15 protein-coding genes are annotated in these 15,909 nt (G+C 42.9%); 1 reads left to right on the top strand and 14 read right to left on the bottom strand.

The features are described from left to right. Positions 1–6: 6 nt before the first annotated feature. From GJJ30_RS06040 to GJJ30_RS06095, 12 genes are all read right to left on the bottom strand, one after another. A complete protein-coding gene (locus GJJ30_RS06040; RefSeq protein ID WP_154174209.1) occupies positions 7–786 on the bottom strand; it encodes a glycosyltransferase family 2 protein in 780 nt (259 codons plus the stop codon). Between the two features lie 24 nt (positions 787–810). After that, a complete protein-coding gene (locus GJJ30_RS06045) occupies positions 811–2,031 on the bottom strand; it encodes an O-antigen polymerase (protein WP_154174211.1) in 1,221 nt (406 codons plus the stop codon). Between the two features lie 12 nt (positions 2,032–2,043). Next, positions 2,044–2,853 (bottom strand): 6-hydroxymethylpterin diphosphokinase MptE-like protein, encoded by an 810-nt coding sequence (locus GJJ30_RS06050; RefSeq protein WP_154174213.1) that lies wholly within the window; start codon positions 2,851–2,853, stop codon positions 2,044–2,046. A gap of 22 nt (positions 2,854–2,875) precedes the next feature. Further along, positions 2,876–4,255, bottom strand: coding sequence for a hypothetical protein (locus GJJ30_RS06055; protein WP_154174215.1), 1,380 nt, complete (start codon positions 4,253–4,255; stop codon positions 2,876–2,878). A 7-nt stretch (positions 4,256–4,262) separates the two neighbouring features. Continuing rightward, positions 4,263–5,720 carry a lipopolysaccharide biosynthesis protein gene (locus tag GJJ30_RS06060; protein WP_154174217.1) on the bottom strand — a complete coding sequence of 486 codons (1,458 nt, stop codon included), beginning with the start codon at positions 5,718–5,720 and terminating at the stop codon, positions 4,263–4,265. Between the two features lie 19 nt (positions 5,721–5,739). Continuing rightward, a complete protein-coding gene (locus tag GJJ30_RS06065; protein ID WP_154174219.1) occupies positions 5,740–6,468 on the bottom strand; it encodes an SDR family NAD(P)-dependent oxidoreductase in 729 nt (242 codons plus the stop codon). A 5-nt stretch (positions 6,469–6,473) separates the two neighbouring features. Further along, positions 6,474–7,418 carry a phosphoglycerate dehydrogenase gene (locus GJJ30_RS06070; RefSeq protein WP_154174220.1) on the bottom strand — a complete coding sequence of 315 codons (945 nt, stop codon included), beginning with the start codon at positions 7,416–7,418 and terminating at the stop codon, positions 6,474–6,476. Further along, positions 7,415–8,098 (bottom strand): acylneuraminate cytidylyltransferase family protein, encoded by a 684-nt coding sequence (locus GJJ30_RS06075; protein ID WP_154174222.1) that lies wholly within the window; start codon positions 8,096–8,098, stop codon positions 7,415–7,417. The genes GJJ30_RS06070 and GJJ30_RS06075 overlap by 4 nt, the downstream gene beginning before the upstream one ends. Before the next feature lie 59 nt (positions 8,099–8,157). Next, positions 8,158–9,102 carry a glycosyltransferase family 2 protein gene (locus tag GJJ30_RS06080; protein ID WP_154174223.1) on the bottom strand — a complete coding sequence of 315 codons (945 nt, stop codon included), beginning with the start codon at positions 9,100–9,102 and terminating at the stop codon, positions 8,158–8,160. Between the two features lie 33 nt (positions 9,103–9,135). Beyond that, positions 9,136–9,792, bottom strand: coding sequence for a sugar transferase (locus GJJ30_RS06085; RefSeq protein ID WP_154174225.1), 657 nt, complete (start codon positions 9,790–9,792; stop codon positions 9,136–9,138). Positions 9,793–9,900: 108 nt separating this feature from the next. Beyond that, positions 9,901–12,258 (bottom strand): GumC family protein, encoded by a 2,358-nt coding sequence (locus GJJ30_RS06090; RefSeq protein WP_154174227.1) that lies wholly within the window; start codon positions 12,256–12,258, stop codon positions 9,901–9,903. A 65-nt stretch (positions 12,259–12,323) separates the two neighbouring features. Beyond that, positions 12,324–13,109, bottom strand: a complete 786-nt coding sequence (locus GJJ30_RS06095; RefSeq protein ID WP_154174229.1) for a polysaccharide biosynthesis/export family protein — start codon at positions 13,107–13,109, stop codon at positions 12,324–12,326. 399 nt (positions 13,110–13,508) lie between these two features. On the opposite strand from GJJ30_RS06095, the gene GJJ30_RS06100 reads away from it, so the two are divergent. Continuing rightward, on the top strand, positions 13,509–13,829 hold the full coding sequence (locus GJJ30_RS06100; RefSeq protein ID WP_154174231.1) for a transposase: 321 nt from the start codon (positions 13,509–13,511) through the stop codon (positions 13,827–13,829). A gap of 555 nt (positions 13,830–14,384) precedes the next feature. Here GJJ30_RS06100 and GJJ30_RS06105 read toward each other — a convergent pair. Then, a complete protein-coding gene (locus tag GJJ30_RS06105) occupies positions 14,385–15,527 on the bottom strand; it encodes a lysophospholipid acyltransferase family protein (RefSeq protein WP_154174233.1) in 1,143 nt (380 codons plus the stop codon). Between the two features lie 11 nt (positions 15,528–15,538). Next, complete coding sequence (locus GJJ30_RS06110) at positions 15,539–15,733, bottom strand: hypothetical protein (protein ID WP_154174236.1); 195 nt, start codon at positions 15,731–15,733, stop codon at positions 15,539–15,541. Between the last annotated feature and the right edge of the window lie 176 nt (positions 15,734–15,909).

Raw genomic sequence — 15,909 nt, forward strand, 5'->3', positions numbered from 1 at the left:
TACTTATTAAACTTCTTTTCTTAGGTATAAAGTTAGGCCGAATTTTTTACCAATGTTTCTGCCAAAAAACTTTAATAGTTGTATGTAAAAATCAAAAAAAACTTGGATCTTATTTGTAGATTTTGAACTTAAAACAGCTTTTTTTAGCTCATAAAAAGTTTCAATTTTGGAACTCATTCCTCCCTCAGTAACATGAGCTGTTACCTTATTTAAAAATAGAGCATTTAACTTTTCTCTTGGCCTTAACAATAATTCATAATCTCCTACAATTCTATATGAAATATCGTAATTACCGTAGCTTTTGAATAATTTCATAGATTGAAGTGAGCCAGGGTGAGCAATTAAATTAATCCTTTTAAAAGACTTCCATTTCCAAGGCCATCCATAGGTTCTAGTTATTTTCCCATCTGGAGACAACAAGTGAACTTTTGATGAAATATACAATGTAGAATCAGTACTTTTTTGGTTAATGAATTCTACATATGACTCTAAAGTATCTGGAAATAAAAAGTCATCAGCGCCAATAAACATGACCCAATCGCCAGTAGCTTTTGCTATACCTTTGTTCCAGGCATCGTAAATCCCTTTATCTTTTTCAGAAATGCTATACGTAATGTAATTCTTATATTTTGTAATTAATTCTTTAGTTCCATCTTTTGAATCGCCATCTATGATAATATATTCGTAATTTTTATATGTTTGAGAAATTACACTCAAGATTGACTTTTCTAAAGTAGCTGATGAATTAAATGTCGCTGTGATTATTGAAATAGTCGGATGTTTCATGGATTTTACTGTTTTAATTAATTGCTATACAGATAGACTCTTCTTTAGCTTATATCTAACTAGTAAAATAATAGCAAGAATAAAACCAAGACCATATGCTTTTGTAAGATAAAACATGCTGTGAAATGGAGAGAATAAGAAAAAAGCGAATGCCATAAAATATACTAACTGAGCCGATTTAGACCTATCTAGATATCTTTTAGATACAAACATTAACTTAGACATAAAAAATATAAATAAGAACGATCCTACAAGCCCAAAGTCGATGGATAGATCTCTTATTGATGTAGCCCAAACATTATATCTTATATCATAATCGTAGTAAAGGTGGTCAATATCATCATGTACTTTCATCCAGTTTATCACCCCGAACCTATCTAAAAAATTAAAATTATAAAATCCGTAAGTTAAATATGATATTTTGTCAGACGTGTCAGTAAAAATACTTAAATAGTAAACACATCCTCCAGTATAATCATAAAAGGTGTTTATAAAGAATATTAATATTATTCCGAATTGCGATCCCCCTAAATAATTTAAAGCCTCATTATTTATATGTGGCAACTTTGACATAAAGTTTACTTGCGTATCTCCTTCTACACCCGTCCTCATTATTGTGAACATAGCACCTAGTATAGAAATTACTAACATTGCAAGTGTAAATTTTCCAAAATATTTTAAATAAGATTTTTTTATTAATTCGAAATTTTTGTGAAAGTATATTGCTAAATATAAGCATGAAAATATGATAAAGTTTATTCTTCCGCCATTAATTGGTATAAACGCTAAACATGATAATATAGTTAAAATGTTTACGAATATTTTATATTTCAAATTATTGAAGTTACAAATAATAAAAGAAAATATTAGTAGTGGAAATAAAAGATTATAAATTGAATCTTTAAAATCTCCACTTGCTTGTTCCATATGTTCTTCTCTAATTTCTGCTAATTCTTTTCCTAAGTTATCAATACTTGAAAAAAAGTATATACAAACTGGTATAAAGCCAATAATGGCAAATATGAGTAGATTGAAGTCTTTTTTTATTTGTACCGGATTGTCGTAGCTTTTTTTTGTCGTTATGTATCCTAAATATAAAAAGAATAAAAATATGACCGGTAAAAATAAAGTTAATACGTTTATTGGCTCATTAAACAACCAAGTGAAGCTGAAATATATAACAAAGATAAAAGCCCATGCAGCCAATGGGAAAAACAACTCTCGTATTTTTATAAAATTTTTCATTTTTTGTATTTATTATTTATTGACAAATTTAGTCAATTCAATCCGTTCAAATATTTCTAATGCCCCTCCATCAGTGGCATTGTAAATAATGCGATTGTCCGCACCATAAGCTAGCTTTGCTAGATTGTAGCTATACTCGCTGGTATAAATCTCCGGAAGCTGCCATTTCATTCCATTAGAGAAATAGCGTTTATCAAAATGAGAATCGTCATCGCCATTACTCACTGCTAGCCGCCCTGGTGCCCCTTTGGCATTAAAATAATGATCGCAACCCACGAGTGCTACTTCGCTAAAACCCATGTGGTAAGCAAGTTGCATCGCTACAAATGTGACAGTGCCTCCTTCCCATAAACTAATGCTGATATCCTTTGAGAATTTTTGTTGATTGCTTGTGTGTAAAAATGATACGTTCTCTCTACTTTTTACAAATTCTTTTCCTTCGGAACGTAAAAATAGAGGTATGTCTGTTGAATTATAAAAATCTTTATTCTGCTCAATAACTAGCAAGTTAACGGCAGCTATAAATGATGGCCTGAAGTCTGACCGATCAAATAATAGGTTTATTTTATTCAGCCCAAACGTAAATGTATTCTTTAGCAGTGAAAAGTCTACTTTGTTCAAAGAAGGTCCATTACAAAGGATAACAGCCTTTTCTCCTTTGTATTTATCTTTCCACTTTGTTAGTTTATTTCTTGATGACCATGAACGGGGATCGATGTCCCATATTAATCGGTCATAGCACAATTTTAATGCCTGCCTGTATGGATTAAGGGTAGGGTTTATTTTTATTGTTGGATCGCTGTCAATAAATTCATTTTTCATCTTTTTGTGGGTTAGATGGATTTTATTTTTCGTATTTAATTACAAGTAAACTTCCTGATACATCAATCCGAGTTTGAGATTGGCTACTAATTGAAATTTTTGACTTGCTTTTTGGATAAATTATTTTAAAATCTTGGTTGTCGATTAGTATTGAATTCGTTGATGTGCTGTCTTTGAATTCATACCTTACAATTTTTGCTATCTTGGGATTTTTTAAACTGATTCTAGCATTTGAGCCTCCTTTTTTGGTTTCGTCAATTAAGGTATGGCTATTTTCTTTGTTTATAGTTTCAACTAGCGCACTATCTCTAATTGAGCTATATATAGGTGAATATATTTCTGGATCGCCATAATACCTGGCTGGCTTAACTCTTGATTTTAAGTCCACGTAAACATCCCAGGGTATTATTAGGGCACTTCCTAATTGATACATATCAAGCACGGCTTCAATGTTATCTTCGTCACTATCTGATGAAAAGGTGTAAAACTGCTTCTTTTTTAAGAATCTTGCTGTTTCAATTCCGTCGACTATGAATTTTTGTTTCAAACCATCTGCTGGTATTTCCGCAATTCCAATGTCAAATTCACTGTAAATTGGGCTCCATTTGCCTTTATAATTGTTCGTTAGGAAAACAATACTATTATTTGAATATAGTCTTGCATCTTTTTTCCATTTTTTTAGAAAATTTACAACTGAGCTTTCCTGATATTCTTTATATTCAGACCAAAATGGGATATTAATTTTATTTTTAAAGCTCTCCTTAGTTATACCGTTCTCTTTTAATACCGTTTTATAATTAAAATCTTTTTGAATTTTACCCGGATATTTATTTAGCATGTATGCTGTGAATCCAGGGATACAAAACTCACACATACATCCGCCCCAGTCTGTTGCCTGCTCATTTAGTCTAGAATCATCGACGAATACACCATATGCACCTAGATCTATTATTTGGTGTGTTTTATTTATAAATAATTTTTGAAATATGGGATTGTTTACGCATCCCCAATATGGATTTTTTTGTTGCCAATTCTGCATCCACGGTGCTTTTAATTTATTCCCTTCAATATCCTTGATACGACCATTAACTGTATATTCTGCTGAATCTGGAATTTGAGGGTTGAGTGCCAGGCTGAATTTGACGTTCCTTTTCTTTAATTCCAATAACTGATTTTTATTTGTACAGTACATCCAGTCTATTCTGTCTGGTTTGTAAATATCTACCATTTTTAATGTACTTAATGTATCATTTTTATCAGTTGGATGAAACCATCTGGATGATAATATAATTTCTGCTTTTTGTAACTCTCTCAAATTAGTTATAGAAGTATTTAGCACGGCAATGATGATTAGCCCAGCTATTGGTATAGTATATCGATATTTTGAAATAATATATTTCACTTGAATTTTATTGTATCAAGATTGAATTCAAGGCAATAGCCAATAAGATCAGCACTGGGACTATTAATTGTTTAAACTCAAAATTTATAAAGGTCAGTTTAAAGGCTGAATAAGATTTTATAATAGAATACCAGCTGTAAAATCCAATGTAAGCAGCCAACATACTTAAAGGGAAAGCCAGCACATCTAATGATTTATAGGTCAGGAAGGCAAGTCCAATATAAATGACCCCGGTTATCCCATTCGCAATGTGCCACACTATATGATTTGTGATGCTATATAGCTGCAGATGCATGGCTCCATAGCGCTCCACGAAGAATGCAATTCCCATAATTGCCCAAAGCTTCTGATCAATAAATTGAATGTTACTTCCAATCATCTGCATCATGGGTTGAGCGAATAATGCGACACCAGTAAAACCTGCGACAAACGTCCAATGCGCTCTTTGCATCCCTTTTTTCGCTACATCAATAATTTGTTGACGGTTATCCTGGGCGTATAGACGAGCCATCAACGGGAGTTTGCTGTAGAAGGGTGCCTGGGCAAAGGTTATGATGATTTGCATGATGCGCATGGCAAACAGATATGCGGAAACCTGTTCCACCTGATTGCTTTGTGCATAGATCAGACTGCTGCTTTGAATTAAGCCGTAGGACATTAACACGCCAACACCGCTACGCCAGGCAGCTGGCCAGATTTCTTTTAAAATAGCATTGTCGAATTTGAAGCGTTGACTAGATACAAATACACCCTCATTGTATTGGTAACACATCCATCGATTCCGCAATACTGATAGGATGTTCCATAGTTGATTGACTGCAACCAAGCCAACCAGTCCAGCTTTGAAATGCAGCATTAGCAAGCTGGTCACTATAGCCGCTAGGGAGAAAACCGTTTCATAGCGTCGGAATTCCGCTACACGATTGATTCCCTGCAAATACGTTGAGTAAGCATTGCCGCGAAACGTTATGGTAGTGGCCAGAATGACAATACTCCACGCAATCCAACCCTCATTGGGATTTGAAAGAAAATGGATTGGCCGGTAAACGGAAAGCGTTCCACCAATTGTCAGCAACAGAAATACCAGCCCGGTTAACCAGGCAAAAAGAATTTGTTGCGTGCCAACTACCTTTAATAAGTACGACCGATTAGGAGCAGGTTCAGTATGATTATCTTTTGACGTTGATCCACCGGTTGTACCATTCGATCCTCCCATTGCATAGGCAATGAACCGGGTAAATGTAACGCCAAGACCCAGATCAATCATCAGGTTGAGGCTAATGACTGTACTGAAAAGATACCACAAGGAAATTTCGGCCGGACTGAATTGCCGGAGAATAAACGGAATCAGCAACACTAAATTCATCGAACGCGTCGCCAGACTCGCCCAGGTCGTAAACGTTGGGGAGTGCCAGAGACGGTTAATCGCTGAGGTTGAATTCCGTTGTATTTCCAGGGGCAACATAATTTTGACTATTGGGACTCTACAAATCTTTCAAAACCGAACTAATTCCCCCATCCAGCGACAGGTTGGCACCGTGGATAAAACCGGACCCTTCGGAGGCCAGAAACAAGGCGAGCTTGGCGACGTCGTTGGGGTAACCGATGCGCTGAACCGGGTGGATTTTCCGAAGCTCGTCGAGGGCACTCTGGTTGCCGTTGAAACCCGCCAGTAGCATGTCGGTTTCGATAGCCGCCGGACTGATGGCGTTGACCCGCACCCGGCCTTCCAGATCGACGGCGAGGGCTTTGGTCAGGCCAATCAGGGCGCTTTTTGACGTTGCGTAGCTGATAAACCGGCGTTTCGTCAGTTGCTGGTGAATGCTCCCGATGTTAACAATGCAGCCATTGACTTCCTCCAGTTGTTCCAGAAAGTGCTGGCTGAGCAGCAACGGACCGGTCAGGTTGACGGACATCGTGTGATTCCAGTCGCTGAGTTTCAGGCCGTCCAGGCTATCGAGCAATTGTACGGCCGCGTTATTGATCAGGACGTGAAGCTCCGGAATCAGGACATTGAACGTGTGTTTCCATTCATTCCGGTATTCTTCATTGGTGCTAAACAGGTGAAGGTCAAACTGGATCAAGCGGTCGGCCTGGTGATGCTCAGATTCCTGAACATCCAGCCCGTAGACGTAGTATCCGGCTTCGCGGAAGGCCAGCGCCAGCGCGCTGCCTATTCCGCCTAAAACCCCTGTAATCAGTACTTTTTTCATATTGGTTAAGCTGTTACACCAACTTCCAGAAATTCGAACATTGACTTGATGGCCTGATGGCTGGCGCGACGAACGCCCTGAATCGTGTTGGAACCGTTGTGGGTTCCGAAAATGCAGCGATCAAAATTGCGCAGTTCCGAGTCCATCGGCAGCGGTTCGATCTCGAATACATCCAGACCAGCCGAATGAATTTTTCCGCTTTTCAGCCCATCGAGCAGGGCAACTTCGTCGATGATGGGGCCGCGTGACACGTTCACGATCCGAACGCCGTCTTTCATCTGCTGAATGCTTTTGGCATTGATCAGGTGTTTGGTTGCGGGCGTCAGGGCGCAGGTGGTTACCACAAAATCGGCGGTTTCCAGCTCTTCCGGAAAGGCCAGAAACCGGTAATTGGCTTCGTCTTCTTCAGTCCGTTTGGCGAACGGGTCATACACATTGATGTGCATATCGAACGCCTTCAAAAACCGGGCAGTGGCTTTGCCGATATCTCCGAAGCCCACCAGGGCTACCGTATGGCCCGCCAGCGACATACCCGCCGGTTTTACCCAATTACCCGCGCGGACTTCCCGGTCGATGTAATAGGTTTGGCGAGCGAGTCCCAGTACATACGAAACCGCGATGGTGGCCACCTCTGCGCCGAACATCATCGGGGTATTGATAATGGGAATCCCTAATTCTTTGCAGGCTTTGAAATCAACGTTATCGACGCCGATTCCCCATTTAACGGCGGCTTTCAGTTTACCGGCTTTACCGGCCCGGAAAATACGCTCCGTTGCCTGATCGTCACCAATAATCCAGCCGTCAACCGTCGGAACGAGTTCGAGCAGTTCTTCTTCGGAAAGAATCTGAACAACTTTCGGTGCCACAACTTCGATCCCGACTTCTTCAAAAATGGGTAAAAACTCAGCTAACTGGCCCAGCATGGGTGGGCAGGTGATCAGGACTTTCATAGGGCTAGTTCGGGATAGAGTTCGGTAAAGAGGAATTCGGCAACTTTAAAGTTCAGTTCGACATCAATGTCCTGGGCCTCAATGTCCGGAATCTCGTACAGGAACGGACGGTCGCCGATGCGGTTATGTTTCTGGAGCAGGGTCTCTTTTTTAAAGAGGTACATGCAGGAGTTTTCCATGTAAATGGGCGGCAGATCCTGAGTCCGGAGCAAGATGGCCGGGTTGTGGTTAACGGCCCGGGCCAGCGGATCCCACAACCGGGTCTGCAAGCGCGTTACGCCAAAAAGCGTATCGTAAATCGGGTAATTTTTCAGGAATTGCTGAATGCCGCGTTCAACGGTTTCGGCCGACAGTAGCGGATTGGTGCTGTGGGTCTGCAAATAAAAGTCGGCGGGAATCTGGTCGCAGGTGTTCAGCAACACGTTATTCATCGGAATAGCGCCATCGCACAGGTGCTTGGGGCGTTCCAGAACCGTCACGGTCGGATACAGTTCCTGCGCCTGCTCAATGATTGTCGGGCTGTCGGTATCAATAACGACCTTGGTAATAGATGGGCATTCCAGTAAGGTATCGATAATCCGGTGGAACAGCGGTTTACCGGCAAAATCCCGGTAGTTTTTACCCGGAACGCGCTCACTCGAATGGCGCATGGGAACGATGGCAGCAACAGAATAGCTCATATGGATAACGTTAAGTTTTTGTAATACAGCGGCACTGAAAAGCTCAATCAGGGGTTGGATCATTCATACGCAATTTGTTTCATGACAACCTGCTCCTGATTCAACGGCTTCTCGCGCCGGAACACTTCGTTGGGGTAATAAAACCGTTCGCGAAGGGTGCGGTCGAGCGTCCCGAAGAAACGGTAGCCCTGATACGTTCCCCAAAATTGGAGAATCCGAAAAACCGGTATCTCGGTACAATGCTGCCAGAACACCCGTTCCTGAAGCGCCGTAACGTAGTCACTGATCAGATTGGAAACGGACAGGTAAGCGAAATCCCACAGGCCAAACCGGGCCATCGGTTTGAGTCGCTTAAAGGCAATGGCTTCGCGGTAATACCGATTGAAAATCTTACGGGGCGTTTCTTCGTGCACGTGGACAATGGTCGCATCCGCATCGTAAGCGATTTTGTAACCGCGTTGTAAAATCTCACTCGCCCAGTGCAGATCTTCCAAACCCGTCAGGGTTTCGTCGTAAGGCAATTCCTGCCACAAAGAGCGCCGAATGGCGGTATTGGCATTGTTGCAAAACGGAATCTGCTGGTTGTAATTGGAAACCGCCGGAAACCACTTGGCAAACAGTTGCTGCTCCGAGTATTTACTGGATTGATTCCCGATCTGCCGACCGTAGGTTAGCGCTGTCTTGGCATCCTCAAACGGTTTCAACATCTGGTCGATCCAGTTAGTATAAACCGGGTACACATGCGCACTCGCGAAAAGCAGAATCTCGCCGGACGCCTGTTCGCAACCAATGTTCAGTGCTCGTCCGAATGAGAACTCTTCCGGACGAATCCGAACGATTTTTGCACCGTAACTTTCGGCAATCCGAACCGTATTATCCTTGGAGCCCGAATCGACTAGAATCACTTCCAGGTCGGTCTGGGTTTCCTGCTGCTTAATACCGTTCAGTAATTTCCCAATATGGGCTTCTTCGTTGAACGCTCGTATGATAATGCTACAAGTCATAGGGTTCTGTTTCTTAGGAAATTCGGCTCCTGATTACCAGGCGTTTTTGTCACCCTTGATCATTTTCTCCACAGTCCACCAGCAGATTTTTAAATCCAGCGAAAGTGAGGCATACTTGGTGTACCAGATGTCGTAACGAACCCGGTGGCGCATCTGATTCAGTTCTGCCGTTTCGCCCCGTAGTCCTTTCGACTGCGCCAGACCCGTAATTCCCGGTTTGGTCTTGAAGCGTTGGCGGTATTCCGGAATGAGCGGTAAATACTGGACATCCAACGGAATGGGGTGCGGTCTGGGTCCTACGATACTCATGTGTCCGGCAATGACATTCAACACCTGGGGCAATTCATCGAGATTCGTTTTCCGGAGAACCTGGCCAACCCGGGTTACCCTGATGTCGTTGTGAGTAGCCTGTTTAAACGAAGCATTCTTCTGGTACTTCATGGTCCGGAACTTCAGGCAGGGAAAGGGCCGGCCATTCCGTCCCGATCGCAACTGGACGAAGAGGATAGGACCTTTGGATTCCAGTCTAATCAACAGCCCGATTAATGGAATGAACCACGACAAAATGAAGATGGTAACCAGAAGAGAGACAATGATATCGAAGACCCGTTTTGCTATCGGCTGTTGTTTTCCCGTAGCCGTATCGCTGACGACATAATACGAGGATTCGGGTTTTAACAAGTCAATCATAACGTTTCCAGTTGAGTAAGATACTTTTGGGCAATGAGCTACCAACCGGAGGTTAAATTCCGGCTGGCAGACCATTAAAAATGAGTAGTCTGGAGAACTGAAACCGTTTTAGCTGCCTGGCAGTAAACGTTTCAGGAAGGATTTCTTCTTGTCAGAATCCTGTTCGTAGTATCCACCGGAGCCATACCCGTAGCCATACCCGTATCCGTATCCGTAGCCATACCCGTATCCAGTTCCTTCATGGATCGAGTTCAGAATCAGGCTTAGTTTCCGGAAGCGCTGCTCTTTATACATAACCTCCACCATTTTCAGGTGCTGTTTTGGGGTTACGTCATGCCGCACTACGTACATAGTTGCGTCGGTTTTATCGGCCAGAATCTGGGCGTCAGTAACCAGACCAATCGGAGGGGAGTCCACGATAATGTACTGGAACCGCTCTCTCAACTGCTGGAACAGATCGTCTACTCTGTCGCTAACCAAAAGCTCAGCCGGGTTGGGCGGAATTGGTCCACTCGTCAGAATGAAGTAATTCGCCATACCGGGAACGGGTTGCAGAATGTCATCGAGCGTAACCTGGCCAACCAGGAAGTTACTGAGACCAACGGTATTCGGCATGTCGAGCATGGAATGGAGCTTCGGACGGCGTAAGTCCATTTCCAGAATGACGGTCGGGCGATCAATGAGCGCGAGGCTGGCCCCGAGGTTCAGCGAGATGAACGATTTTCCTTCCCCACTGATGCTGGAAGTAAACAGAATAGCCAGGCTCTCGTTGTTCGATCGCAGGAATTGCAGGTTGGTCCGCAAGGCCCGGACTTGCTCGGCCACGATGGATCGGCTGTTGCTGGTAACCACCAGCGGGAATTTATGCTTGGCATAAGAGATTTCCCCGACGATTGGTGTACTGGTCAGTTCTTCAATATCCGTCCGTTTCCCGATCCGGTTATTCAGCATATCGCGGGTCGCAAAAGCACCCACCGGAATCAGCAGGCCAACAACGCCGAACAGCAGAAAAACAAGGGCTTTTTTCGGTTTGATCGGTTTGCTGGTGCTTCTGGCGCGGTCGATGGTCCGGCTGTCTGCAATGGCCGAAGCGTACGACAGGGCGGTTTCTTCGCGTTTAGCCAGCAAATACGTGTAAAGGTTGTTTTTGATCGCCTGTTGACGGGTGATGTCCAGCAAAGCGCGTTCTTTACGAGGAACCGAGCGAATCATCGATTCGAACTTGCTGTTGTGCGCCATCAGCTTCTGACGGGTACCCGTCAAAATGTTCTTCATCGTTTGGATGTTATCCCGGATGTTGGCTCTTGTCGAGCGAATCTGATCATCAACGGAACGCAGCAGCGGGTTATTTTCCGAGGTCGTCTTCACCAGATTCTCCCGTTGCAGTTCCAGTTCCGAAACTTTGGCAATCAGGCCCAGCAGCGTCGGATCGCTTAAGCCCAGCGTCGAAGGAGCTGCTCCGCTTTCCCCTTCTTTCCGATTGACAAATTGCGACACATCTTCCAGCGCACCCAACTGGATGTTGACCTGGCTCAGTTGCGCGTCGTTCTGTTGAACATTTTGCAGAAAAATCTGCGATTCCGTGCTGATGTCCGTAATCCCCTGTGCCGACTTATAGCTCTCTACGTCTTTTTCCACCGTAGCCAGTTCACCGGAAATCAGTTGCAACCGGTCTTCAATGAATGTCAGGGTGTTGGAGGCTACCTGGTTTTTATCCTTTAAAGCCGCATCGTTATATTCTTCAACAATTTTATCGAGAATATTGCGTCCCTTTTCGGGAACAGCGGTCTCCATACTCAGGACCAGTACCGTCGATTGCTTGCTGGTCGCTTCCACTTTCAAATTTTCAACATAGTTCTGAATGACCTCCTGTTGAGGAGCCACGCGAACAATGACAGGAACCGTATCCAGTTTGGCGGTTTTCTTTGGGAAAATCCGAATCCGGCCGAACTCGGTGTTCAGGCTTTGGTTAACGGGATACGTCTTTTCACCAATCTTAACGGTTGTCGGAGTGATAAAACCGATGGTAAGCGGTTCTTCGTAGAGCAACGCTTTGGGGCGCTCGATAACTAACCGAAAAGGAGAATCCTTGTAGATTTCACGCTCTCCGACCGGCGTATCGTGGAGGTAAGTAACGTTCAATGCCAGGGCATCGTTTACTTTCTCCATGATCGTGTAGGACTTGAGAATTTCGATTTCGTTCTCGACAACCTTTGAATCCGTGAAGAGATCCATCTCTTTCATGATGTTGTCGGCCGAAATTCCTTTTTTCTCGTCCTTAATCAAAATACTGCTCTGCACTTTGTAGATAGGAACCTGGTACAGCAGATAGGCGTATCCCGCGGCCAGCAAAACAACGAGCGAAAGCAGAAACCATTTCCAGTTTTTCAAATACCGGAAGAGGATCAGCCGGAGGTCTGGCTCTTTTTCCTCCTGCTGGTGGTAAACGTACGGAGTAGTAATCATAACGTTGTTGAGTAAAAAGGTACTATTGGTTAGCAATCCGGTCTGGATTGCCGGGGTAATGCTTTTTATCGACGGATAATGACTGCTATAAGAGACAGTGCACCAATAATCGATGGTAAAATGGTATAAAAGCGATCGGCGTAGGCCAAACGGGATTTGCCCGGTTCTACATATACGACGTCGTTCGGATGCAAATAATAGAATGGGGATTTGAACAGATCCCGCTGGTTCATGTTGATCCGGCCAAACTCCCGCTTGCCGTTGGTTTCCCGAATGACCAACACATTGTCCCGGCGCCCGTAGATCGTGATGTCACCCGCCAGACTGAGCGCTTCGTTGATATTCATTTGTTCGTTTGGAACGCTAAACATCGACGGACGGGCTACTTCACCCAGAACGGATACTTTAAAATTCAAAAACCGGACGGACACGGTTGGTTCTTTCAGGTAATTTTTCAGTTTCTCCTGAAACAACTCCTGGGTACGGGCCGAGGTAAGGCCAGCCACTTTTACTTTACCCAACATTGGAAATTGAATATTCCCATCAGCATCGACCAGGTAGCCAACAACCGCTGTGACAGGAACCTGCCCATTCATTGCCTGAAAATTAGCGATCCGCTCAACACCGGCATACGGATTAAAAAAACTGCTGGCTTCCGGATTCAGACTATTGACATTGATGCCCAACATGTCATTGGTCTGAATAGTGGGGGTATACCGATTGACAATTTCTTCCGAGACCCCGGTACTGTCCGGAGACGTAGTTTGAAAGTAAGTAATCTGTTTTTGGGAGATGCAGGACGAGAAGCCAATTACCATCAAACCGAGTACTAACCAATTCCAATTCTTCATGTGCTAAATTTTTCGATCAATAAACTAAGTACTTACTGTATTTAACGGTTTGTCCGACAGGAAAGAACCTGAATTAAGTCTCCACTACTCCCAAATACCCCGATGCGTCATGGCCTCTTTAATGGATTCGCTGAAACGGCAGAAATAATTTCGCATATTTTTTGCCCTCAAAACGAGAAAATAGCTACCGTATCCTAAATTTTTGCCTATTGATTTTAGGAAATGCAAAAATATTTTCTCATTTTTCGACATCGATTTAGTTATCAGACTTTTTAATGGTTTTTCGCTATTCCATTAATTATCCGATTTCTCTCCGATGTCATCCTAAGTATGAATTTTTTTTTGCAATTACTTAGTTAAATCAACCTGTTTTAAACTCTATCTCTTGTTCCTATTGCCATGCGTAAGTATGAATTGACCGACTCACAGTGGGAGAAATTAAAGGACATGATGCCCTCCAACAATCGTCCTGGCCGCCCTTGGCGTTCTCATCGGCAATCTATTAATGGTATTCTCTGGATTTTGAATTCCGGTGCCCCCTGGCGTGACCTGCCAGAGCGCTACGGTTCCTGGAAAACCATTTATGATCGTTTTCGTCGCTGGCAACGTGATGGGACTCTGGCAAAAATTTTAACCCTTTTGCAATTGAACTTCCCAACGGTAGCAGCAGAGAATTACACGCCGATTGTAGCGGAGCAAAACCTTTCAACAGTCAGTTAGTTTCTAATTGACTGCAAAGTGCCTGCCGTATCTCTCTAAAGACGGAAACAAGTAAAGATATTTCAACAAACGTTGAAATGGGGTGTGGTTGACAGAGATGCAAAAGCTTCCTGATGGGAAGCTGATGGCTGTTACTAAAATGGATGAGGGAATAAAGCCTCTCAAACAAAACCGGTACTTCTACTTTCAAGCGTTAGTGAGAATTATCAGTCAAAGACGTGGGTTATTCTCAGATTGGCTCTATTACAAATTTTAATTCAAATATAATTGAAATTGTTATAAAGCAAGAGTTTTACGCGTAAAATAAATGTTAAATAGGATTTTTATTATTTAACCACTTTATAATTAAAGTTTTAAATATACAAAATCCGACTAATTAACAGACAGGTGGTTTAGATACCAAATCAATTGAATGGTTACAAAATTTGTGCCAGCAACAGTTTTATCTACTCATTTATTAAGATAGTACAATAAAAAAGTCGGATCTGAACAGATGTTCGAGATCCGACTTTAAGAATTGAAAACAAGGAATGGTAATCTGTTATTGTTTTGCTGTCAGACGATAATCTGCTTGGAAAGCAAATCGAGATACATGTCAGAACCTAATATTTCTTCCGGCGTTTCGATCGTACCAATCTGGAGCAGAAAATCACGCAGGTCAGCAGAAATTTCGTAGGTGACGTACAGTCGGCGGTCAAAAAGGATTGGCGCATCTTCTAAATCACAGATAGAATACCGATCCTGATTGAATACAACCCTTTTCGTGTTGATGAGTTTTTGCCGGTGCGGTTTTTGGTAAGCGTCTGCTTGTTGTTCCAGTTCGTGCTGATCAAGGAATTTGTGAATGTAATTCCAACCTTCCCACTGCTCAGGGTATCTGGTTAAATATTGCCAGAATGAATCATACAGGTGTTGAAGGCTCAGTTGACAGTACGTGTCGCGGTCACAACCAGCTTCCGGAACAATAGGATCGAGAAAGGATAATACGTTATTCAAGTTTCTTTCCCGATAACTAATAACCGGTACAATGGGGGTTTTAGTTAAGTAAGACAGGAAACCAACACCTTTGCGGGCCCACACATTTTTGGCCCCGAAGCGCACCTGGACCTCTTTATCTTCCTGACGGTTGATGCCCGTAGTACTGGTCACACCGTCGATAAAGATTACCAGGGAAGTTCCTGCCCGCAGTTCACGGATGACCTGAAGAGTCGATGATGTCTCTTCTGCATCCAGAATCTGGAATGAATTGGTTAGTTTGTGTTTTTTCTGAAGACCTCTGATTGTTGACCAGATGTCTTTGCCCTGTTCCTGATAGGTACCCCTGCTGACCAGTAATGCAAGATCAATGCCGTTGCGATAAAGATAACTGGTCAGCAGGCGGTAGGAGCCCAAATGAAAAGTACAATAAATATTGGGTTGCTGGCTGTTAATCAGCTTCCGAATAGGTCCTTTTGTTTGAATCAGGTCGTTAGCAGTCAAAAATTGCTGGTCGAAGGTGGTATAAACCTGCTGCAGTAGCAATTTCTGAAAAAGGTCCTCGTGCTTCTCTATCGGAATCTCAGGCAGAATGTTCTGGACACTAGCCGAGAACGTCGTAAATTTAAAGAGGTACCCTTTTTCTTTCCGAAGATCCAGAGATTCGAATTGTTGACGACAACGATCGAGTTCTCTCTGATATTGATGCACGAAGTTGCTCATAGAAATAGGAATTAAGAAAGTGCCAGTTTATCCTGTGCGTTTGGTTGCAAACCGGTGAAAGAAGGCATCCATTCACAGCAAACCTGATCAGCTTTGCCAGCCAAACGGATGCTGTTACCGGTTTCGTTTTTAGCGATTACATTCAAATTGAGAGTAGCAGAGTTCAATAATTGCTTAGCGGAATTGATAACAAATGACTTTTTCATGGCGATAGATGCTGTTAGAGTTGATTAATTTTTCAGTCATCAATCGATCATTTTTGCCCGGGATTATTTTGCCGATTGACTGTGACAAAATTACCGGGCGAGAGGAGGGAAAAGAATGGAAGATTTTGTCTAAAATATTATGCAGCTTTAGTAACTAATTACTATTTTTGATTAGT

Origin of the sequence: Larkinella terrae, assembly GCF_009668025.1 — a bacterium.
GTDB classification, from domain to species: Bacteria; Bacteroidota; Bacteroidia; order Cytophagales; family Spirosomataceae; genus Larkinella; species Larkinella terrae.

What these genes read in the sequence shown, in the direction of transcription:
- GJJ30_RS06040 (WP_154174209.1), bottom strand. Translation starts at nt 786, where the DNA reads ATGAAACATCCGACTATTTCAATAATCACAGCGACATTTAATTCATCA.
- GJJ30_RS06045 (WP_154174211.1), bottom strand. Translation starts at nt 2,031, where the DNA reads ATGAAAAATTTTATAAAAATACGAGAGTTGTTTTTCCCATTGGCTGCA.
- GJJ30_RS06050 (WP_154174213.1), bottom strand. Translation starts at nt 2,853, where the DNA reads ATGAAAAATGAATTTATTGACAGCGATCCAACAATAAAAATAAACCCT.
- GJJ30_RS06060 (WP_154174217.1), bottom strand. Translation starts at nt 5,720, where the DNA reads ATGTTGCCCCTGGAAATACAACGGAATTCAACCTCAGCGATTAACCGT.
- GJJ30_RS06065 (WP_154174219.1), bottom strand. Translation starts at nt 6,468, where the DNA reads ATGAAAAAAGTACTGATTACAGGGGTTTTAGGCGGAATAGGCAGCGCG.
- GJJ30_RS06070 (WP_154174220.1), bottom strand. Translation starts at nt 7,418, where the DNA reads ATGAAAGTCCTGATCACCTGCCCACCCATGCTGGGCCAGTTAGCTGAG.
- GJJ30_RS06075 (WP_154174222.1), bottom strand. Translation starts at nt 8,098, where the DNA reads ATGAGCTATTCTGTTGCTGCCATCGTTCCCATGCGCCATTCGAGTGAG.
- GJJ30_RS06080 (WP_154174223.1), bottom strand. Translation starts at nt 9,102, where the DNA reads ATGACTTGTAGCATTATCATACGAGCGTTCAACGAAGAAGCCCATATT.
- GJJ30_RS06085 (WP_154174225.1), bottom strand. Translation starts at nt 9,792, where the DNA reads ATGATTGACTTGTTAAAACCCGAATCCTCGTATTATGTCGTCAGCGAT.
- GJJ30_RS06090 (WP_154174227.1), bottom strand. Translation starts at nt 12,258, where the DNA reads ATGATTACTACTCCGTACGTTTACCACCAGCAGGAGGAAAAAGAGCCA.
- GJJ30_RS06095 (WP_154174229.1), bottom strand. Translation starts at nt 13,109, where the DNA reads ATGAAGAATTGGAATTGGTTAGTACTCGGTTTGATGGTAATTGGCTTC.
- GJJ30_RS06100 (WP_154174231.1), top strand. Translation starts at nt 13,509, where the DNA reads ATGCGTAAGTATGAATTGACCGACTCACAGTGGGAGAAATTAAAGGAC.
- GJJ30_RS06105 (WP_154174233.1), bottom strand. Translation starts at nt 15,527, where the DNA reads ATGAGCAACTTCGTGCATCAATATCAGAGAGAACTCGATCGTTGTCGT.
- GJJ30_RS06110 (WP_154174236.1), bottom strand. Translation starts at nt 15,733, where the DNA reads ATGAAAAAGTCATTTGTTATCAATTCCGCTAAGCAATTATTGAACTCT.